Source organism: Paraburkholderia sp. JPY419, from assembly GCF_050435705.1.
Taxonomy (GTDB): Bacteria; Pseudomonadota; Gammaproteobacteria; order Burkholderiales; family Burkholderiaceae; genus Paraburkholderia; species Paraburkholderia youngii.
Map to the genome: position 1 here is coordinate 587,928 of NZ_JBNDKV010000004.1, position 20,680 is coordinate 608,607.

A 20,680-nucleotide genomic window follows, 5' to 3' on the forward strand; every position below is an offset into this window, starting at 1 on the left:
ACGAGCGCACACGTGCCCAGCTATACGCGTGGTCAGATGGCGAGTACGTCAGCCAGCCTTTCAACATCACCAACTGGGAACGCGGCTTCGCGGCTAAAGGCAGCGACGCGCGCATAGCACTCTCATGCGATGCAACGTCTCATCGGCGACCCTTCACTCCCGGCTCTCCAGTCTGGTTCTGCCGGGCGGCGTGGAAGGTGGCGCGTTGACACTGCTTGCGGCTCGCGGCTTGCGGGGTATCTGCGATGGATTCGTCGCGGTGCTGTTGCCTGTCTATCTTCTCCGGCTCGGATTCGGCCAATTGACTGTCGGGTTGATCAGCACCACAACGCTATTCGGATCTGCTCTCGCCACGGTTCTGATCGGCTTTGTCGGCAATCGCGTCGCCCTGCGCTTGTTGCTGCTGTCTTTATGTGTCGGATGAGACGGGCGGCACGGTAACCGTGATCGATCCGCGCACAAACCAGCGAAAGAGCACTATCCAGTTGGGTGGAGAAGCGGGCAACACGCAGTACGACCCCGACTCGCACCATATCTTCGTCAATGTGCAGACGCGGCGGCAGCTCGTCGAAATAGATCCGTCGACCGACACGATTATCAGCCGGATCGATCTGCCTGGTGCGAAAGGCAACCACGGCCTCGCCATCGTCCCTCGATTGCATCTCGCGTTCATCGCGTGTGAAGACAATGACAAGCTGATCGTGCTCGACCTGCTGACGAGGCGCGTCACTCAGACTTTCGACGTCGGCGGCGGGCCCGACGTGCTCGCTTACGATCCGGGCGCGCATCTGCTTTACGTGGCCGGCGAAGCCGGCATCGTGTCGATGTTCCGCGTCGCGGGGTCTGCCGTATCGAAAGCAGGTGAGGGCAGGGTAGGACCCAACGCCCATGTCGTCGGCGTCGATCCCGCGACACACCGCACTTACTTCCCGCTGAAGAACGTCGATGGTCGGCCCGTGCTTCGCATCATGGCGCTTGCATCCACGGGATCGCGGTAGCTGTGCTTGGGCCGGCGCTCCTCGAAGCTCATTTCGGTGGCGCGTGGATCAATCTGATCGTACGCGATCTCGCGAGCGAGCGTATGACGATGCTGCTCGCGATCCATGAAATGGGCTTCGCGCGAGGTTTCATCAAAGGTTGGTTTTCTGTGCGACGGCTCGGTTACGACTTGCTCGCCGCACGCAGTGCCGCTCTCATGCTCATTTCTATGTCGAGAAGTCTTGCGCCGAGTTCCACGAAGCTGCTGCGCCCCTCGCCGAAGACCTCGCCGTTCATGTAGATCGTCGGCACGACGCTAATTTCACGCGCGGACAGCTCACTTTGAAAAATTCCGCCGTCGATCGTAACGTTGTGAATCCGTGGATTGATCACCGCCATCATGTTCAGCGCTTGCACAACGTCCACACAGCTTCCGCACGACAACGAAATATAGGTTTCGAAATAGTAGTCACGTTCCAGTGTTCGAATCCGTTCGATGGTCGTACTGTCGGCTACGACGGGATGCCCTCCAACCTGGAGTATTGCAAGGACAAGGGACGAAAATTCAGGCCCTGTTGGGGTGGCGGCAAACTGAATGCAGGCATCTGCTCCCACCTGCCTGATTGAAAACGATGGCTTGCGCTCGTCGCCGTGCTGCTCTTCGACGACCGTGACCAGGTCGGTCAACGACGCAATTTCGTTCAGCATCGCCAGCATTTCGTGCGATGTTTGACTACCGCCCGGCGACACGATTAATTCGACGGGTCTGCGAAGGTTTCGCAAATACGTCTGCAGTTGTGACCTGAGATCGATGTTCAGCATTTGAATTTCGATTCCGTAGCAACCTGCACAGGGTTATGTGAGGAGCCTAACGCCACATCAACACGCGAGTGCCCACAACCGGCGGCGCCGGTTGGTGGGTAGAGGGTGCCTCGCAATGCTCCCCCCGAATGTCGGGACGATTTGGTGCGCTATCGCACACATTCAAAGCGTTCGCGAATTACCTCCAATGCTTGTCACCGTGCCTGCTTCGGCGGCAACTTCGGCCAGCGTCGAGAGTGACAATGCCACCGAAGCGTCCGAAGCGCAACTGATCTTCAAAGCTCGATGACGTATGACTGGCCGGGTTCCAGTGCGCAAATTGTCAGAAAGCGAAGTGGGCGTTCCGGGTCGCAGTTGCGAAAAAGCGTATGCGGCACGTCGCTGCGTTTCTCGTCGAGGTGCTTGGGCGGGACTACCCAATCGACGCCGCCTGACAGTGAGGCCGCCCGACCGCGTCAACAAGACGGCGTTCATCAGCCATCCGTCGAAACGGTGATAGCCTCCCACGCACCGATTTCCGCGTTCAACGCCGACAACTTGTCTCTAACGAGACCGAGTGCGTCGCTACCGAGCAAAAGATGCGCGGGCGGATGTTCCGCTGCGATGGCGGCCAGCATTGCGCGCGCCGCTTTCCTTGGATCTCCCAATTGCTTGCCGCTTTTTTCCTCGCGGGCATGGCGGATGGGATCGAAAATATCGTCGTAATCCGGAATCGAGCGGGGTGTCCGCGTCATCGAGCGACCCGCCCAGTCTGTGCGAAACGAGCCCGGAGCCACCGCCGTCACGGCAATACCGAACGGCTTGACCTCTTTGCCGAGCGCCTCGGAGATGCCCTCCAACGCAAACTTGCTGCCGCAGTAATAGGTGATTCCCGGCATCGTGATGTAGCCGCCCATCGATGTGATATTCACAATGTGACCGCGGCGGCGCTGGCGCATGAATGGCAGGACGGCCTTCATCATCGCGACCGCACCAAATACGTTCACATCGAACTGTCGGCGCATCTCCGGGAGCGGCGATTCCTCCATGATGCCTTCGTGCCCGTAGCCGGCATTGTTGACCAGCACATCGATGGGTCCGACGCTGGCCTCGATTTCCGCCACCACGCCGTCGATCGCGTCGAAGTCGGTCACGTCGAGCACACGTCCCCAAGCGGCGTTCGCGGACAGGGACTCGAATTCGCGCTTTGCCTGGGCAGTTCTCACCGTACCGACGACCTTGTGACCCGTCGCCAGCGCTTCCTGTGCGAGCGCGCGGCCAAAACCGCTGCTGACGCCGGTGATGAGCAGAGTTTTGCTGGATGCCATTGAAGCTTCTCCCGAATGTCGATTGGAGAGTGCATAGTATTCTGACAAAGCAGGCAAAATAAGCCGCATTCCGCTGAGTTTCTTGCACAAAACTATGAACACGCTACGCGCTTCGACCCAGCACCCAGCTCTATCCTCGCGCAGCCAGAAACGCATGGTTGCGCTGCTGCGCACGCTGGCGCCCAACGAGGGCTACAACCTGACGGCGCTGCCGAGCGTCCGCATCTTGCGGTCGAACCGGGCGCTATCGCGCACGCCCGTTCTGTACGACCCCGGTATCGTGATCGTCTGCCAGGGCCGCAAGCGAGGCTATTTCGGCGACCAGATGTACCTGTATGACGAGCATCACTATCTGGCGGTATCCGTGCCAGTGCCATTCAGCATGGAGACCGACGCAACCGAGGAGCGACCACTGCTCGCGCTGTATCTGCACCTCGATTTCGCCTTGGCCGCCGAACTTGCGGAGCTGATAGACCGCGAAGGGGTGGCTGAGCGCGCACCAGCACCTCGGAGCATGATGTCGACGCCGATGGATGACGCGATGCAAGCGTCCGTGCTGCGCTTTCTCGACGCGATGCATCGGCCACTCGAAGCTGCTGTGTTGGGTGCCGGGCTGCTGCGTGAGCTGTATTTCCGGGTGCTCACCGGGGCCCAGGGAAGCTCGTTGCGCGAGGCCTTGGCGATGCGAGGACAGTTCGGCCAGATAGGCCGCTCACTGCGCGTGATTCATGCAAGCTATGCGCAGCCTCTCGACGTAAAGCGACTGGCCGACGAAGCGGGTATGAGCATTCCGACTTTCCACAGCCACTTCAAGGCCATTACACAGGTGTCGCCGATGCAATACGTGAAGTCGACGCGACTTCATCAGGCGCGCCTGTTAATGGTGCGCCAGGACATGACCGCGGAGGCGGCGGGACACGCTGTGGGTTACGCGAGTCCGTCCCAGTTCAGCAGGGAATTCAGGCGTCTGTTCGGCTTGACGCCGGCAGCGGAGGCTAAGCGGATGCGCGAGAGCTTCGCGATCCCGGCTGTATTCGCTGATACGGCTTATGTGTCGTCGCACTGATGCCAGCGCTCATCGCTTCTGATAGGTGCCGATCAGTTCGGCCTGCGTGAGTACGTGCCCGTGCATGGCCTTCTCGAGAGCGGCCTTGCTGGGGCTTTTCAAATCGGGCAGTACGGTGTCGAGCGCATACAGCTTGTGGAAATAGCGGTGGCGTCCCACGGGCGGACACGGGCCACCGTAAGCGGCACGCTTGAAGTCATTGGTGCCTTCGAGCGTGCCGCCCGGCAAAGGCTGTGCATCAGCGCCATCGGGTAACCCGGTTGCTGTCGGCGGGATGTTGTAGAGCACCCAATGCACCCAGGTCATTCTCGGCGCGGCGGGGTCCGGCGCGTCGGGGTCGTCGACGATCAGCGCCAGGCTTTTTGCGTTCGCGGGCACGCCGGACCACGCGAGCGGCGGGGATACATTGGCGCCCTCGCAGGTATGCTGCACCGGAATCTCGCCGCTCTGTCGGAAGGCTTGCGACGTTAGCGTGAGTGTCATGGCAGCCTCCTCGTTGGGTCGCGACCATGCTTTTATTCTAGGTCAGCGTCCACCGAAGCCGCGCGCGGCGAGTGTACGCATTCGCGGATCGAACGACCGCATGCGGGGCAGAGGCGACGTTCGATTTACCGCGCGGGGTTGCCAGCCAAGCTTGCGCTTATTGGCCGACTGGCGACTTCGTGGATGGGGTCGCCAGCGAGTTGTTGACCCCGTAAGCGGGCTGGCGGGACATCGAGCTACTGTCCGTGCTCATCGTGCTCATCGGCTGGCCAGAGTTCGGCGATGCCGAGCCGCTGTCCGAGCCGGTGGCGCCAGGCGTGCCGTAGCCACTCGTTGGAGCGGCCGGCGACTTCGTGGACGGAGTCGCCAGCGTGTTGTTGCTTTGGGCATATACGCCGCCCGACAGCATCAGTGCGGCGACGGCCGCGATCAATGTGCTGGTTGCCTTGTTCATGAAGCGCTTCTCCTTTAATGGATTGCGATATCGACGCAAACGATGCTCACGCACGTTTCCGTCAGGGTCGCGAGACTCCAAGTTTAGGAAAGCGAAGGCTGATAGTTATGCGCATTATTCACAATGGTGAATATCGATTTCAGGAATTAACCGGGCAATTCGGTGCGCGCTCAGCCCTGATCTGTGCGGCGGCCGCCATCATTTCTTGTCCCGCAGCCAGGGTGTATACGTGATTCCGATCAGCAATCCTTCCGGCCCGATAAAGCGGCTGACAGCCTGGCCCCATGGCTCGTTCCGGTTTCTGACCAGCATTCGATACCCTTGCGATTCAAGTTCTGCCGTTGCCGCTTCGACGTCGTCGACATCGAACTCGATCCAGGCTTGCGGGATGGGTACGTCGGGAGGCCACGCTTCGGTGCCGAAGCAAGACTGAGCGGCGTGAGAGAGCGGCCACAACGCGAAAGAGTTTGCGCCGTTCAGACTCTCCGTATGGAGATAGCCGCCGTTCTCTTCTTTGAAGGGGATACCCAAGGCCCGGCCATAGAGATCGCGGCTCGGCTGGGCCTCGGTCACGATCGGGCCAAAGCCCGCGATGAATAAGGCGGTGGTAACGGGGATCTTTTCCATGGCTTCTCCTTTGCCGCAAAGAGCGGCGGGTGAGCGGCGGGTGAGCGGCTTACATTCGCTCGTCAATTCGCCGGAATCGTCACCACCGGCGCCTTACTGCTCGTATCCGACTCCGCGAGCGCCATCAGATTCTGCACGACCGTAAATGCGTATTTGGAGTCGAAGTCATTGCGCTCGACCCAGTACACCGAAGGCCCATATGCGATCGACACATAAGCATCGGCCGGCGCGACCTTGCCCGAGTGTACGATGATCGTCGGCCTGGTTTCACCGCCGACCAACCCGACGGTCGGCTTCGTCGAACCGTCGCTGATGCGCTCCTGCGGCACCTGCACCTGCGCGCCGAGATCGCTGAGGATGCCGAGCACCGAGCGCGTGACCATCGTAATGTGCTCGCCCTTCGCGGAAGTCGACGACGGCCCATACACGACCTCATAGCTACGTGTCTTCGTAGACAGACGCAGCAGCCTGCGCACGCGCGCGACATCCGCGGCCGTGTCCGGCGACTCGCCGCTGGTGGTCGCGCCGATCGACAGGAACACGGCCAGTGCGGGGCTTTGGCCGCCTTTGAGATCGGCCTTCACATCGAGCTGACGTGTCTCGACGTTCAGTTCGCCCGCCAATTGCAGACGACGCAACGCCTGCAACAATTCGAAGAAGCCCGGCGCGCCCGCGCTGTTGTTGCCGCCGAGCACATCGCCGTTGCGCAGACCGCCGATCGACTGCGCGGTGATGCGCAACAGCAGATCGATCGGCACGCCGCCCTCGGCGAGCGGCAACACGAGCGCCGGCGCGAGCGGCCGGATATACGCGGACGCGAACGCTTCACCGGTGGTCGGCGTGAACGTGAAGGTCGGCCGGTTCGAGTACGACACGCTGCCGGTCGCCTGCGCGTAGTTCGGCATGGTGCCCGAGCCGGCGTTGAGCGTCGCGCCGCCGGTGGTGTCGAACGTGTAGGCGGCGATGATGCTGCTGACGGTCAGGAACGCGGGCGCATCGCCGTAGCGTAGACCGATCACGGCGGCGAGGATCGCGCGCTTCTTCGCGTCCCCGAGCGCGCGCGCATAGTCGACCTGATCGGCCTTCAGACGCGAGGGGCCGATATGCACGCAGGCGGACGTGAGGCAGGCCGCGCACAACGTGGCGGCTACGGAAGCGGTTCTGAGCATGGGCGGGCGCGAGCGGCGGTAATCCGCTGAACAATGGGGTCTGCGCTCGGCGTAAGCAGAACCCATTCCCGCGCAAGCGGCGGGCCGGGTCAGGGGGGCGCTTCGTTGTCGCTCCGGCGCAGCGCGCGGCGGCGTCGCACGTGCGTCGCCGCGAAAGGGCGTTGGCACGCTTTACCGCTGCCTTGCAAGAATTGCAGAATTCGCAGGGTGGATGCCCGGCTTTCAAGCTTCGGCGTCGACGCCGTCTTGCGCTTGGTCCTCGCCGCCTCGCTCGAGCGCGCTGCGATACGCGCGCGATTGCATCTCGGCGAGCCGGCTCAGCGTACGCGACAGATCATGCGCGCCTTCGAGGCCGATCAACGCGGTCTCGATCGGCTGATCGGACGCGATGAAGAGGGCGCGCTTGCGGTCGTAGAAGATGTCGATTAGCCACACGAGGCGCTGCAGCGTATGCGACTGCCTCAGTGCGTCCGAATGCAGACGATCGACGATCAAGCCTTGCCATTGCTCGGCGAGATCGAGGTAGTCGAGGTGCGAGCGGCTCGCGACGCATAGCTGCTCGAAGTCCGCCCACAGCAGCGCGCTGCCGGCCGCGCGCGCTTCGAGCGGGCGGCCCGCCGCGCTCAGCTTGACCGGTTCGATCGCAGCGCCGCTTTCATGGCTTGTGAAGATCTCGCGCAACGCGGCCTCGCTCGACGCATCGAGCGGCGCGAAAAAGCGCGGCACCTCGGCCGCTTCGCCGCCGAAGCGGTAATCGCGCGCGCCGTCGAAATGGATCACCTTGAAAGCGCGTTTGATCTGCGCGATGGTCGGCACAAAGCGCTCGTGAAACTCGGGGTCCGGCAGCAGATCGTCCGGTGCGTAGTTCGACGTCAGCACGATCCGCGTGCCGAGGTTGATCGCGGTGTCGAGAAAGCGGCCCATCAGGAACGCGTCGGCGATATCGTGCACATGGAATTCGTCGAAGCACAGCAGCTCGATACCGTCGAGCCATTGCCGCGATACGTCGCCGAGCCGGTCGTCGCCACGCGGCGCCTGGACGAGCCGGCGGTTCATCTCGCGCAGGAACTCGTGGAAATGCAGGCGCCGTTTGCGGCACGGCGCGAGCTCGAACAGCGTATCGACGACGAGGCTCTTGCCGCGCCCCGGCAAGCCGTGACAGTAGACGCCTTGCGGCCCGAACGCGGCGGTGGACCATGCACGCCGTGCTCGCTGCTGCCCACCGAGCAGCGCGACGAGCGCGCTGATGGCCTCACGCTGGCGCAGATCGGGCGTGATGCCGCGCGCGGTCAATGCGCGTGCGATGCGGGTTTCGTCAAGCATGGGCGAGAGCGTCCATGCCAGGTGATGCGAATGATGCGACTTGCGCGAATGACGCAGAATGGGCCACCGCGAAAACGGCGAGGACGTGTGTGAGCATGAGATAAGGGGCGGCGTGATGGGCTGCGCGGAAGCAGGCCCAATGAGCGCGTGCACGAAGCGCGCGCCATTTTACCAGTCACGTCCTCTGTCGAACCGTTGGCGCGCGCACACGTCGTCGAACCGCTACCGCATCATTTGTCGTGATGCCCCGGCAGCACCGCACCGAGCACCTGCCTGGCCGTCTCGACCACCACGTTGCCCTGATCGGGATCGCCCTTCAGCAAGGTCTCGGCAAACGCTTTGGCCTGCGCGAGCGTGACGTGCGGCGGCAGCGGCGGCACGTTCGGATCGGACTTCACCTCGATCACGACGGGACGATTCGACGCGAGCGCGTCGTCCCATGCGGTCGCCATCTGCTCGGGGTTGTCGACATAGATGCCCTTCAAACCGATCAACTCCGCAAAGCGGTGATACGGCACGGAAGGAATGTCCTGCGACACCTCGAACTTCGGATCGCCTTCCATCACGCGTTGCTCCCACGTGACCTGGTTCAGATCGCCATTGTTGAGCACCATGCAGATCCAGCGCGGATCACTCCAGCCTTGCCAGTACTTCGCGACCGTGATCAGCTCGGCCATGTTGTTCATCTGCATCGCGCCATCGCCGACCAGCGCGATCACGGGCCGCTCGGGGTACGCGAACTTCGCGGCGATCGCATACGGCACGGCCGCGCCCATCGACGCGAGCCCGCCCGACAGCGAGCACATCATGCCGCGCTGCACCTGCAGATCACGCGCGTACCAGTTCGCGACCGAACCCGAATCGCTGGTGACGATCGCGTTCGACGGTATGCGCTTCGACAGCTCCCATACCGACAGCTGCGGATTCAGGCCATCCTTCGCGGGTTCGTGCGCGCGTTTTTCCAGCGTCTTCCACCAGTCGGACACCCAGCCTTCGATGCGCTCACGCCACAGCCGATCCTGCTTCTGCTCGATGAGCGGCAGCAGCGCGCGCAGCGTCTCGACGCTATCGCCGACGAGGTTCACTTCCATCGGATAACGCAGGCTCAGCATGTCGGCCTTGATGTCGATCTGCACGCCGCGCGCGTCGCCTTCCTTCGGCAGAAACTCCGAGTACGGGAAGCCGGAGCCGATCATCAGCAACGTATCGCAATGGGTCATCATGTCGTAGCTCGGCTTCGTGCCGAGCAGGCCGATCGAGCCGGTCACCCACGGCAGATCGTCGGGCAGCGCCGCCTTGCCGAGCAGCGCTTTGGCGACGCCGGCGCCGAGTTTCTCGGCGACCGCGATCACTTCGTCGGTCGCGTGCAGCGCGCCCGCGCCGACCAGGATCGCGACCTTGCGGCCGGCGTTCAGCACGTCGGCGGCCTGGCGCAACTGCTGGTCGCCCGGCACCACGCGCGGACGCGCGTAACCGATGCCCGAATGCAGCGTGCCGTGCTTGCGCCCCGGCGGTTCATACGGAATGTCCTGCAGATCGTTCGGCAGTATCAGCGCGGTCACCGCGCGCTCGGCAAGCGCGATACGCACCGCCCGATCGACCAGATGACGCACCTGCGCGGGCATCGTTGCAAAGCCGACGAACGAGCCGGCCACGTCCTTGAACATCGCCGGCAGATCCAGCTCCTGCTGATAGTGTCCACCGATCGCCGCGCGCGCCTGCTGACCGGCGATCGCCAGCACCGGCATGTGATCCATGCGCGCGTCGTAGAGACCCGTCAGCAGATGCGAAGCGCCGGGCCCCGAGGTAGCGATGCACACGCCGAGTTCGCCGGTGAACTTGGCATGCGCGGCGGCCATGAACGCGGCCATTTCTTCGTGGCGGACCTGGATGAATTCGATCGGGCCCGGCTGATCCGTGCCCCTATGGCGCTTTTTCGCTTCGCTCTGCGCGCGGTTCAACGCGCCGAACACGCCGTTGATGCCGTCGCCCGGATAGCCATAGATACGCCGCACGCCCCACGCATGCAGCCGCCCGATGATGAAATCGCCAACGGTTTCAGCCATGATCCTCGCTCCCTCGATATCCAGTCGATGCCGCCGCGTGGAATGGGCGGCTTTGGTCGGTATCGAACGAGCAAGGGCTGTTCCTTGCGACTGGCTTGCTCAGCCGGTCTTGATCTTCGGCTGGGGCGCGTCGAGCGGTTCGGTGCCGAAGCGCTCGTACTGCGATATCACCTGCGCGCCGAACAGCAGCAGCGTGGCGAGCCATTCGAAGCTCAGCAGGATCACGATCGCCATCGTCAGCGAGCCATAGACGAGGCTCACCTGCGACAGCGTGGCGAAATACCAGACCAGCACGTGCCGCGTGACCTCCCACAGCACGCCGGCCACCACGCCACCGATCAGCGCGTGTTTGAGCGACGGACGTCCGACCGGCATCACCAGATACACCGAAGTCAGGACGAAGATTTCACCGGCGAGCCCGAGCAGATACAGCAGCACCCGCGTGAAGCCCTGCAACGACACATGGAGGCCGAACAGTTGCAGACCTTCGGCGCCGATCGTGTCGAGCGCGCTCGATACGAACGTGACGATCAGCAGGCCAACGCCGAGAAACATGATGTAGCAGTAGGGCAGCAACGCCGAGACCAGGAAGTGGCGCCGCTTCACGACGACGCGGTGCACGAAGATCAGCGACATCGCGTTTTCGAGCACGGTGAAAGCGAGCGAGCTGAAGAACAGCATCGTCAGCAGCAGCACCCAGCCGATCACCGCGCGATGCTCCAAAAAGTTCGACAGCTCACGCACGAGCGCGGCCGATTGCCCGGGGACGAGCCAGCGCAGCAGATGCGACAGCGCTTCGAGCACCAGCTGCTGCGGCACCACGCGCGACAGCACGATGACGACCAGGATCAGCAGCGGCACGATGGACAGCAACGCGTAGTATGCGACCGCGCCCGCGAGCAGCAGCCCCTGGTTCGCGCGAAACGCTTTCAGCGTTTGCAGCAGGAAGCGCCCGGGATGCCGGGCGATAAACAGCGCATGCTGGTCGAGCAGGATCGGCATGAGGCCTCGCGGTGCGCGCCGGGCCCTGCCGGATGGCAGCCGCTCTCGACACGCCTGTGTGCTTTATATACCGTAAGCAGAAACGGGGCCATTAATGGCGCGGCATACAGTTTGCTTGGCCGCGTTTCGAAAGATCGCCCGCCATTCCCGAGGACAGCCGATGGATCAGCCGCCCCGTCAGAACAACACCGCGCCGCAAGCCAATGATCTGGTGGTCGCGCGGCCCGAGGGACTGTATTGCCCGGCCGGCGATTTTTACATCGACCCATGGCGGCCGGTCGAACGCGCGGTGATCACGCATGCGCATTCCGACCATGCGCGCTTTGGTCATCAGCGCTATCTGGCGACGCGCGCGGGCGCGAGCGTGCTGCTGGCGCGGCTGCCCGGCATCGCACTGCACACGCTCGACTACGGCGAGCCGCTCATGGTTGGCGCGGCGCGCGTGTCGCTGCATCCGGCCGGGCACGTGCTCGGCTCGGCACAGGTGCGCATCGAACACGCGGGCCGCGTATGGGTCGCATCGGGCGACTACAAGCTCGAAGCCGATCCGACCTGCGCCGCGTTCGAACCGGTGCATTGCGATACCTTCATCACCGAATCGACGTTCGGTCTGCCGATCTATCGCTGGGACACGCCGCAAAGCGTGTTCGATTCGATCGATTCATGGTGGCGTCACAACGCATCCGAAGGGCGCGCGTCGGTGCTGTTCTGCTACTCGTTCGGCAAGGCGCAACGCGTGCTCGCGAGCGTCGATGCCGCGATCGGGCCGATCTTCTGCCACGGCGCGCTCGAGCCGCTCAATCGCGCGTATCGCGACGCGGGCGTGCGTCTGCCGCCGGTCAATCTCGTCAGCGAGATCGCCGCGAAAGACAAGGCCGTGTTCAGACAGGCGCTGATCGTCGCGCCGCCGTCCGCGCAGAACAGCGCGTGGCTCAAGCGCTTCGGCGATTACAGCGATGCATTCGCGTCGGGCTGGATGCGCCTGCGCGGCGCGCGGCGCCGGCGCGGCGTCGATCGCGGCTTCGTGCTGTCCGATCACGCGGACTGGCCGGGTTTGCAAACGGCGATCCGCGAGAGCGGCGCCTCGCGTGTGATCGTCACGCATGGCTCGATCGAACCGATGGTGCGCTGGCTCAACGAGCAGGGCCTGCAGGCGAGTGCGTTCGAAACGCAATACGGCGACGATACCGTCGAAGCCGATGCGGCCGGCGCCGACGAAGCGCCGGCGGCGAGCGAATCATGACGGATACCGTATGAAACGCTTCGCGGCCCTCTACACCGCGCTCGATGCGACCACGTCGACGCACGACAAGCTCGCGGCGCTGACCAGTTATTTCTCGATGGCCGAGCCGGAAGACGCCGCATGGGCGTCGTATTTCCTCGCGGGCGGCAAACCGCGTCAACTGGTGCCGACGCGTTTGCTGACCGACATCGCGCGCGAGCGCGCCGGCTTGCCCGAGTGGCTGTTCGAGGAGTCGTATCACGCGGTGGGCGATCTGGCCGAAACCATTGCGCATATCCTGCCGCCCGCGTCGCGCGACTCCGAGCTGGGTCTCACGCAATGGATCGAGCAACGCATGCTGCCGTTGCGCGGCCTGCCGCCCGACGAGTTGCGCACGCGTCTACTCAGTTACTGGGACGAACTCGACTGGGGCGGCCGCTTCCTGCTGACCAAGCTGATCGGCGGCGGCTTTCGTGTCGGCGTCGCGCGGCAACTGGTGGTGCGCGCGCTCGCCGAAGTGGCCGGCGTCGATCACAAGCGGGTCGCGCAACGAATGGTCGGCTGGACCGATTCGCGACAGAAGCCCGATGCGGCGCGCTATCTGCGTCTGATCGCGCCGCAGACCGGCGACGATACGCAAACGCATGCGCGTCAACACGATAGCGACCTGGGTTTGCCGTACCCGTTCTTTCTCGCGCATCCGTTGCAGAGCGAGCCGGAGACGCTCGGCGATCCCGCGCACTGGCTGATCGAATGGAAGTGGGACGGCATACGCGCGCAACTCGTCAAACGCGGCGGCCGCGTGTGGTTGTGGTCGCGTGGCGAGGATCTGATTACCGATCGTTTTCCCGAGGTCGCGGCATTGGGCGAGTCCTTACCCGATGGTTATGTGATCGATGGCGAGATTCTCGCCTGGGAACCCGGCGCGGCCGCGCCGTTGCCGTTCGCGCGGCTGCAACCGCGCATCGCGCGCAAGACGCTGACGCGCAAGATCCTTGCGGATTCGCCGGCAGCGCTGCTCGCGTACGACGTGCTCGAAGCGAACGGCCAGGACCTGCGCATGAGCCCGCTCGTTGATCGGCGCGCGCGGCTCGATGCGTTGAGCGCTTCGGTCGATGGCACGCTCGCGCGCGGTCTGCTGCGCGTATCGCCGCTCGTCCACGGCGCGGACTGGAGCGCGCTCGCGGCCTTGCGCGAAGAGAGCCGCGCGCGCGGCGTCGAAGGCTTGATGCTGAAGGAGCGCGAATCGATGTATGGCGTCGGCCGCACCAAGGCATCGGGCACGTGGTGGAAATGGAAGATCGAGCCCTATGCGGTAGACGCTGTGCTTGTGTACGCGCAGCGCGGTCATGGCCGTCGCGCGAGTCTCTACACCGACTACACATTCGCCGTGTGGGACGAAGCCGACGGCGTGCGTACGCTCGTGCCGTTCGCGAAGGCCTATTCAGGGCTTACCGACGAAGAGATGCATCGCGTCGATGCGATCGTGCGCAAAACCACCGTCGATAAATTCGGCCCGGTGCGCAGCGTAACGCCGACGCTCGTGTTCGAGATCGGCTTCGAAGGGATACAAGCGAGTTCGCGCCATAAGTCAGGCGTGGCCGTGCGTTTTCCACGCATGCTGCGCTGGCGTACCGACAAGCATATCGACGACGCCGACACGCTCGTGATGCTGAAAGGCTTTATCGATAATCGTGCGGGATAACCCGCAGAGCACAAACCCCTAACACGTCGAGCATTTTTTTATCGGCATCGTCGCTTATGCTTTGTTTATGACCGCGTCATCGATTCGCGCCATAAGAGCGCTCGCGGCATGCATTGCGTGGCCCCCTCTATCCGTTGGAATACCGATGTCGTGCGACGCCCCTGAGTGAGGCGGATCGCACAAGGACAGTGCGTTAAACGATGTTGCGCAGCACGCACATCGCAGTCGCCGTCATTCAAACGCCGTGATGTATGGGCACGCTGAATCCCGCATACCAGGTAATTGCAACGCTGGAGTGCGGGACGACGCGTGCCGGTCGCGCATCGTCCGAATGAAGCGGAAATAACAAAAACCTGGTTGTAGTCCGGCAGACGCAATGGGATCGAATCTTGCGCGCGTGGCGCGAGATGCCCTTCAGGGCGAATGTAAAAGGGCGAGAAAAAATGACTGTGTTCAACGACAGCGTGGACAGCAGCGACGACGTGCTCGTATGGCGGCCGATCCGCTATGCGATGGCCGCGCATCGTCGCATTCTGGTAGTCGACGATTACCGGGAAGCAGCGGACGCGCTGCAAATGCTACTGACAGCCGACGGCTTCGAGTGCCGTGCGCTCGACGATCCGTATGCCGTGTGTCAGACCGCGTGCGAGTGGCAGCCGTTTGCGGTGCTGCTCGACATCAAGATGCCGGGGCTCGACGGGCTCGAACTTGCGCGGCGTCTGCGCGCGCATCCGCAGACTGCGCATATGTTGCTGGTTGCGTGTACCGCGTTCGCGTCGCGTGAGGATCGTGCGCTCGCCAAGGCGGCTGGCTTCGACGCGCATTGCGCGAAACCATTGACGCCCGAGCGTCTGTTGCGCGTGCTCGAATCGGCGGCCGCGTTGCATGCGGCGGAGCCGTCATCTGAATCAGGCTGTTAGCGAAAAATTGCTGAGCGTGCTGTCATTTATGCACGGTCGTCGCCGGAGATCGCACTCGGCGCGTTGCGAATCTATTTGTCATTTATCTGCCATCTGGCTGCCACCGTTCTATGCGCCGCAGCTTCCTTAGCCATGCGAGCCCCTACGTTGCAGTTCACGCAGGGGTTTCACTTCGCTCGCACACGCAGGCCCACTCGTTGCTGAAAGACCGATGACGCGGCGCGCTCGTGCGCGCCGCCGAGGGTCATTTGCAACGAGGGAGATCAGACATGAGCGACAAGCAACGCCCGGCACCGCCGTTTCCTGAACAGCAGCAGGACCAGACGCCCGGCCGCACGGCCGGCATGAACCCGCAACCGGATCACGGCGAGAAAACCTACGAAGGTTCGGGGCGTCTCGCTGGCAAGGCAGCGATCGTGACCGGTGGCGACAGCGGCATTGGCCGTGCGGTCGCGATCGCGTTCGCGCGTGAAGGCGCCGATGTGCTGATCGCCTATCTCGACGAAGAAGACGATGCGCGCGAGACCGCGCGCTGGGTCGAGGACGCCGGTCGCAAGGCGGTGCTGGTCGGCGGCGATATCCGCGATCGCCAGCATTGCGATGCGATCGTCGACAAGGCGATCGAGGCTTTCGGCCGGCTCGACGTGGTGGTCAACAACGCCGCGTATCAGATGAGCTATCCGTCGCTCGACGCGATCAGCGACGAAGAATGGGACAAGACCTTCGATACCAACATCGGCGCGATGTTCAGGATCACGCGTGCGGCGGTCCGCCATATGAAGCCGGGCGGCGCGATCATCAACACGTCGTCGATCAATGCCGATCATCCGAATCCCGGCCTGATCGCATACGCGACCACCAAGGGTGCGATTCAGAACTTCACCGGCGGCCTCGCGCAATTGCTCGCGGAAAAGGGTATTCGCGCAAACTGCGTGGCGCCGGGACCGATCTGGACGCCGCTGATCCCATCGACGATGCCGCCCGAGAAGGTCGAGCAGTTCGGCAAGCAGGTGCCGATGAAGCGCCCCGGTCAACCGGCGGAACTCGCGGCCGCGTATGTGATGCTCGCGTCGGACGAAGCGAGCTATATCTCGGGCGCGACGATTGCCGTGACAGGCGGCGCGCCGATTATTTAGGTTGTCGAACCGAAGGCGGCGAGGCTGCCATGGACCGCGCAGCAGCTTCTCGCAGTGGTTTCCATAATGTCATAAGGGAGAGTGACATGAAGATCGATGTATCCGTCAAACTGGGTGCCGCGCTCGTGTCGGGCTGCCTTGCGCTAGGTTTTGCGCAGGCGGGCTTCGCGCAGACCGGTTCCAATCCGTCTATGCAACCCGGAAAGTCCGCCGCACAACCCGGCGCAAGTCTGGAAGAATCGCGCACGCCGGATACGACCAGCGCGAACGACGCGAACGGCAACGTCGGCGAGTCGGGGGGCGCGACCAATGGGGTTGCCGGCGGCGGCAATGGCCGCACCACCACCAACCAGCGCTTCAAAGGCGCGACGCCGCCGCGCGCGGGTAGCGCGGCGGGGCAATAAGCGTTCAGCCGGGCGCGTCGAGCTGCGACGCGCCGCACGCCGCGGCGGCATCGCGCTCGCGCGCTGCCGCCGTTTTGCATGGGTTCGAGTTGCATGGAGTTTCGTCGCGCGCCGCGTTGCTTGCGCGACGCCTTGTGAGGAGGAAATCCGATGGCTACCCCCGATGCTGAAACCGCGCAGGCCGACGCGCCCGCGTCGCATGCATTGACGTTCGAGATCAACGGCGAGACGCGGCACTTCGGCGTTCAAGCGTGGACCTCGCTGCTCGATCTGCTGCGCGAGCATGCGCACCTGACCGGCACCAAGAAGGGCTGCGATCACGGCCAATGCGGCGCGTGCACGGCGCTCGTCAATGGTCAGCGGATCAATACCTGCCTCGCGCTCGCGGTCATGTACGACGGTGCATCGATCACGACCATCGAAGGTCTCGCGAACGGCGATACGTTGCATCCATTGCAGCAAGCGTTCATCGAACATGATGCGTTCCAGTGCGGCTACTGTACGCCGGGGCAAATCTGCTCGGCGTACGCGATGCTCGAAGAAGGCCATGCGCGCTGCGCGGACGACGTGCGCGAGCAGATGAGCGGCAATCTGTGCCGCTGCGGCGCATATACGAATATCGTCGCCGCGATTCTCGACGCGGCGCATTTCGGTGACGAGGATGCAAGGCAAGCCAGTGCGGTCGCGAATCAGCGCGGAGCGCGGCCATGAACCGCTTCTCGTACACGCGCGCCGAGGCGGTGCAGGATGCGCTCGAACGGCATCGGTCGGACAAGGCCGCAGCGTTCATCGCGGGCGGCACGAATCTCGTCGACCTGCTGCGCGAAGACGTGGCGCGGCCGGCTTTGCTCATTGACATCAACCGTTTGCCGCTCAGGCGGATCGAAGCGTCGGCGCAAGGCGGCCTGATGATCGGCGCGCTCGTAACGAACAGCGCGCTCGCGTATGACGATACCGTCGCAGCGCGCTACCCGCTGCTTGCGAAAGCGATCCTGGCCGGCGCGTCGCCGCAGATTCGCAATGTCGCGACGGTCGGCGGCAATCTGCTGCAACGCACGCGCTGCTACTACTTCTACGACGTGGGCACGCCGTGCAACAAACGCGAACCCGGCAGCGGATGCCCGGCGCTGCACGGCGTGAACCGCATTCACGCGATCCTCGGCGCGAGCGAACACTGCATCGCCGTGCATCCGTCCGATATGTGCGTCGCATTGGCGGCGCTCGACGCCACCGTGCATCTGATCGGCAACGACGGCGCACGGACGCTGCCGTTCGCGGATTTTCACCGGCTGCCGGGCGACACGCCGCATATCGATACCAACTTGCGCGACGACGAACTCGTCACCGCGATCGAGTTGCCGCCGCAAGGCTTTTCGGCGCATCACGCCTACGTGAAGGTGCGCGACCGCGCATCGTATGCGTTCGCGCTGGCGTCGGCCGCGGTCGGTGTCGAACTGGATGACGACTCGCGCATCGTCGATGCGCGTTGCGCGCTCGGCGGCGTCGCGCACAAGCCGTGGCGCGATCCCGCCGCCGAAGCCGCACTGCGCGGCGAGACGCTGAACGCGCGGACCTTGCGCGATTTCGCGGCGGCGCTGCTGCGCGATGCGCGCCCCCAGCGCGACAACGCGTTCAAGATCGAACTCGCGGCGCGCGTGATCCTGCGCGCCTTCGGCGAGGCCACACAACGTTCGTTCGAGGAGGCCGCACGATGAACCGTGCCGAAACCTTGCCATCGACAGGCAGCACGAAGCACGCGATCGGCGTGCCGCAATCGCGTGTCGACGGCCTCGCCAAAGTGACCGGCGCCGCGCAATATGCGGCCGAGTTCTGCGCCGAAGGGCTCGTACATGGCGTCGTCGTGTCGGGCACGATCGCTTCGGGCAAGATCGTCTCGATCGATACCTCGGCCGCCGAAGCGCTGCCCGGCGTGCTGCTCGTGCTCACGCATCGCAAGCGTCCGGCGCTGCCATCGGACGTCGATGCGTTCAAGGACATGATCGCGCCGGCCGGCACGCCATTGAGACCGCTGTGGGACGAGCGCGTGTGGTACAGCGGGCAGCCGGTCGCTCTGGTGGTCGCGCAGTCGCTCGAACTCGCGCGCTACGCGGCGTCGCTGGTGCGGGTGCGCTACGAGGTCGCTTCTCATCAGACCGATATCGAGGCGGCGTTGATGAGCGCCGTGCCGCCGTCGGCGGAGAAGGGCGGCTTCGATCCGCCGCCGCCCGAGCGCGGCGACCCGCGCAAAGCGTTGGCCGATGCCAGGGTGCGCGTAGACGCGTTCTACACCACGCCCGCGCAATACCACAATCCGATGGAAATGCACGGCTGCACCGTCGTGCCCGATGCGCGAGGACACTTGACCGTCTACGAGAAGACTCAGGGCGTCGTCAATACGAAGGGCTATCTGCAGCGCGTGTTCGGTTTGAAAGACGACGAAGTGCAGGTGGTGTCGCCGTTCGTCGGCGGCGCGTTCGGCTCCGGCTTGCGGCCGCAATATCATCTGGCGCTCGCGGTGATGGCCGCGCGCGAACTGAAGAAGCCCGTGCGCGTCACGCTGACCCGGCAGCAGATGTTCACCTTCGCGCATCGGCCGCAATCGGTGCAGCGCGTCGCGCTCGGCGCGTCGGCCGATGGCCGCCTGCAGGCGGTGATCCACGAGGCGGTGTCGGAAACTTCGCGCTACGAGGAGTTCTGCGACGTGGTAGTCAACTGGGCCGGGCAGTTGTATCGATGCGACAACGTGTCGATGGGCTACAAGGTCGCGAAGCTCGACGTGCCGACGCCGGCCGACATGCGCGCGCCCGGCGCGACCCAAGGGCTCTTTCCGCTCGAAGTCGCGATGGACGAACTCGCCGAGGCATTGCGGATGGACCCGCTCGAATTGCGGCTCGTCAACTACGCGGAGCGCGACGCGAACAAGAACCTGCCGTTTTCGAGCAAGGCGCTGCGCGACTGCTATCGCGAAGGCGCGGCGCGCTTCGGCTGGGCCGGGCGGCCGCTCGAACCGCGTGCACGCCGCGAAGGCAACGAGTTGATCGGCTGGGGCATGGCGACCGGTGCATGGGACGCGATGCAGAACAAAGCGGCCGCCCGTGCGGTGCTGACGCCCGATGGCTGCGTCAGGGTGTCGAGCTCGACCGCCGATATCGGCACCGGCACCTACACCGCGATGACGCAGATCGCCGCCGATGCGCTCGGCGTACCGCTCGCGGACGTCAGCTTCGAACTCGGCGATACGCGGCTGCCGAAGGCGCCGATCGAGGGCGGATCGTGGACGGTGTCGTCAGTGGGCAGCGCTGTCGATGCGGCCTGCACGCGCCTGCACAATCGTCTCGTCGAACTCGCGCGCGAACATGGCGGTGCGCGCTTCGCGTCGGTGGATCGCGAAGCAGTGCGGCGCGAGCGCAACCGGCTCGTGTGCGGCCCGCACGCGGACGACTCGATCGCAATCGCGACGCTGCTCGAGCGCGCCGGACTCGATGAACTCGATGAGCAGGCGAGCGTGGAGCCGCACGTCAAGCAGCAGGCATATTCGATGGGCACGCATTCGGCGGTGTTCGCCGAAGTGCGCGTCGACGAAGCCCTCGGCACCGTGCGCGTGACGCGCGTGGTGAGCGCGGTCGCGGCGGGGCGCATCGTCAATCCGAAGACGGCGGGCAGTCAGATCGCGGGCGGCGTCGTGTGGGGCATCAGCATGGCGCTGCACGAGCACGGCCAGTTCGATCACGTGCTCGGACGGCAGATGAATCACAATCTCGCCGAATACCATATGCCCGTGAATGCTGACATTCACGAGATCGACGTGCTATTCGTCGACGAGCGTGACGACATCGTCAATCCGCTCGGCGTCAAAGGCGTCGGGGAAATCGGCGTGGTGGGCGTGGCCGCGGCGGTCTGCAACGCGATCTGGCATGCGACCGGCAAACGCATCCGCGATTTGCCGATTACACCCGACAAGCTGCTCGGCTGACGGCCCGTAGCCGCGTCGATCGA

At 64.0% G+C, this 20,680-nt stretch carries 19 protein-coding genes and 1 pseudogene; 11 read left to right on the forward strand and 9 right to left on the reverse strand.

Annotation, left to right across the window (positions count from 1 at the left end):
• The first annotated feature begins 205 nt into the window (after positions 1–205).
• Positions 206–424 carry a hypothetical protein gene (locus QFZ91_RS31245; protein ID WP_429570975.1) on the forward strand — a complete coding sequence of 73 codons (219 nt, stop codon included), beginning with the start codon at positions 206–208 and terminating at the stop codon, positions 422–424.
• Positions 408–998 (forward strand): annotated as a pseudogene (locus QFZ91_RS31250) (YncE family protein); the annotation flags it as partial. The gene QFZ91_RS31245 and the pseudogene QFZ91_RS31250, both read left to right, overlap by 17 nt.
• A gap of 163 nt (positions 999–1,161) precedes the next feature.
• Here QFZ91_RS31250 and QFZ91_RS31255 read toward each other — a convergent pair.
• A complete protein-coding gene (locus QFZ91_RS31255) occupies positions 1,162–1,800 on the reverse strand; it encodes an alkyl hydroperoxide reductase (protein WP_184227453.1) in 639 nt (212 codons plus the stop codon).
• A 473-nt stretch (positions 1,801–2,273) separates the two neighbouring features.
• Positions 2,274–3,107: an oxidoreductase gene (locus QFZ91_RS31260; RefSeq protein WP_429569543.1), complete on the reverse strand. Its 834-nt coding sequence runs from the start codon at positions 3,105–3,107 to the stop codon at positions 2,274–2,276.
• A 154-nt stretch (positions 3,108–3,261) separates the two neighbouring features.
• Here QFZ91_RS31260 and QFZ91_RS31265 point away from each other — a divergent pair, with 154 nt between their 5' ends.
• Positions 3,262–4,173 carry an AraC family transcriptional regulator N-terminal domain-containing protein gene (locus tag QFZ91_RS31265; protein ID WP_429569544.1) on the forward strand — a complete coding sequence of 304 codons (912 nt, stop codon included), beginning with the start codon at positions 3,262–3,264 and terminating at the stop codon, positions 4,171–4,173.
• A gap of 9 nt (positions 4,174–4,182) precedes the next feature.
• Here QFZ91_RS31265 and QFZ91_RS31270 read toward each other — a convergent pair whose 3' ends face one another.
• The 7 genes from QFZ91_RS31270 to QFZ91_RS31300 form a co-directional block, all read right to left on the reverse strand.
• Positions 4,183–4,656, reverse strand: coding sequence for a YbhB/YbcL family Raf kinase inhibitor-like protein (locus tag QFZ91_RS31270; protein WP_429569545.1), 474 nt, complete (start codon positions 4,654–4,656; stop codon positions 4,183–4,185).
• A 157-nt stretch (positions 4,657–4,813) separates the two neighbouring features.
• Positions 4,814–5,110 carry a hypothetical protein gene (locus QFZ91_RS31275; RefSeq protein ID WP_429569546.1) on the reverse strand — a complete coding sequence of 99 codons (297 nt, stop codon included), beginning with the start codon at positions 5,108–5,110 and terminating at the stop codon, positions 4,814–4,816.
• A 198-nt stretch (positions 5,111–5,308) separates the two neighbouring features.
• Positions 5,309–5,737: a VOC family protein gene (locus QFZ91_RS31280; protein ID WP_429569547.1), complete on the reverse strand. Its 429-nt coding sequence runs from the start codon at positions 5,735–5,737 to the stop codon at positions 5,309–5,311.
• A 62-nt stretch (positions 5,738–5,799) separates the two neighbouring features.
• The gene (locus tag QFZ91_RS31285; RefSeq protein WP_176381543.1) at positions 5,800–6,906 is read right to left on the reverse strand and encodes a hypothetical protein; all 1,107 of its coding nucleotides are present in this window, start codon (positions 6,904–6,906) and stop codon (positions 5,800–5,802) included.
• A gap of 222 nt (positions 6,907–7,128) precedes the next feature.
• Positions 7,129–8,229, reverse strand: coding sequence for a cell division protein ZapE (gene zapE, locus QFZ91_RS31290; protein WP_429569548.1), 1,101 nt, complete (start codon positions 8,227–8,229; stop codon positions 7,129–7,131).
• 230 nt (positions 8,230–8,459) lie between these two features.
• The gene (locus QFZ91_RS31295; RefSeq protein WP_184227458.1) at positions 8,460–10,295 is read right to left on the reverse strand and encodes a thiamine pyrophosphate-requiring protein; all 1,836 of its coding nucleotides are present in this window, start codon (positions 10,293–10,295) and stop codon (positions 8,460–8,462) included.
• A 99-nt stretch (positions 10,296–10,394) separates the two neighbouring features.
• Positions 10,395–11,297: a YihY/virulence factor BrkB family protein gene (locus QFZ91_RS31300; protein WP_176369114.1), complete on the reverse strand. Its 903-nt coding sequence runs from the start codon at positions 11,295–11,297 to the stop codon at positions 10,395–10,397.
• 160 nt (positions 11,298–11,457) lie between these two features.
• Here QFZ91_RS31300 and QFZ91_RS31305 point away from each other — a divergent pair, with 160 nt between their 5' ends.
• The 8 genes from QFZ91_RS31305 to QFZ91_RS31340 all read left to right on the forward strand — a co-directional run bounded on the left by QFZ91_RS31305 (position 11,458) and on the right by QFZ91_RS31340 (position 20,657).
• Complete coding sequence (locus QFZ91_RS31305; protein WP_429569549.1) at positions 11,458–12,540, forward strand: ligase-associated DNA damage response exonuclease; 1,083 nt, start codon at positions 11,458–11,460, stop codon at positions 12,538–12,540.
• Positions 12,541–12,550: 10 nt separating this feature from the next.
• On the forward strand, positions 12,551–14,224 hold the full coding sequence (locus QFZ91_RS31310) for an ATP-dependent DNA ligase (protein WP_429569550.1): 1,674 nt from the start codon (positions 12,551–12,553) through the stop codon (positions 14,222–14,224).
• 443 nt (positions 14,225–14,667) lie between these two features.
• Positions 14,668–15,144, forward strand: coding sequence for a response regulator (locus QFZ91_RS31315; protein ID WP_429569551.1), 477 nt, complete (start codon positions 14,668–14,670; stop codon positions 15,142–15,144).
• A gap of 269 nt (positions 15,145–15,413) precedes the next feature.
• Complete coding sequence (locus QFZ91_RS31320) at positions 15,414–16,280, forward strand: glucose 1-dehydrogenase (protein ID WP_368596229.1); 867 nt, start codon at positions 15,414–15,416, stop codon at positions 16,278–16,280.
• An 86-nt stretch (positions 16,281–16,366) separates the two neighbouring features.
• Positions 16,367–16,684, forward strand: a complete 318-nt coding sequence (locus QFZ91_RS31325; RefSeq protein WP_429569552.1) for a hypothetical protein — start codon at positions 16,367–16,369, stop codon at positions 16,682–16,684.
• A 150-nt stretch (positions 16,685–16,834) separates the two neighbouring features.
• A complete protein-coding gene (locus QFZ91_RS31330) occupies positions 16,835–17,395 on the forward strand; it encodes a (2Fe-2S)-binding protein (protein ID WP_429569553.1) in 561 nt (186 codons plus the stop codon).
• A complete protein-coding gene (locus QFZ91_RS31335) occupies positions 17,392–18,399 on the forward strand; it encodes an FAD binding domain-containing protein (RefSeq protein WP_429569554.1) in 1,008 nt (335 codons plus the stop codon). Before QFZ91_RS31330 ends, QFZ91_RS31335 begins: the two co-directional genes overlap by 4 nt.
• Positions 18,396–20,657, forward strand: a complete 2,262-nt coding sequence (locus tag QFZ91_RS31340; protein WP_429569555.1) for a xanthine dehydrogenase family protein molybdopterin-binding subunit — start codon at positions 18,396–18,398, stop codon at positions 20,655–20,657. The genes QFZ91_RS31335 and QFZ91_RS31340 overlap by 4 nt, the downstream gene beginning before the upstream one ends.
• The last annotated feature ends 23 nt before the right edge of the window (positions 20,658–20,680 follow it).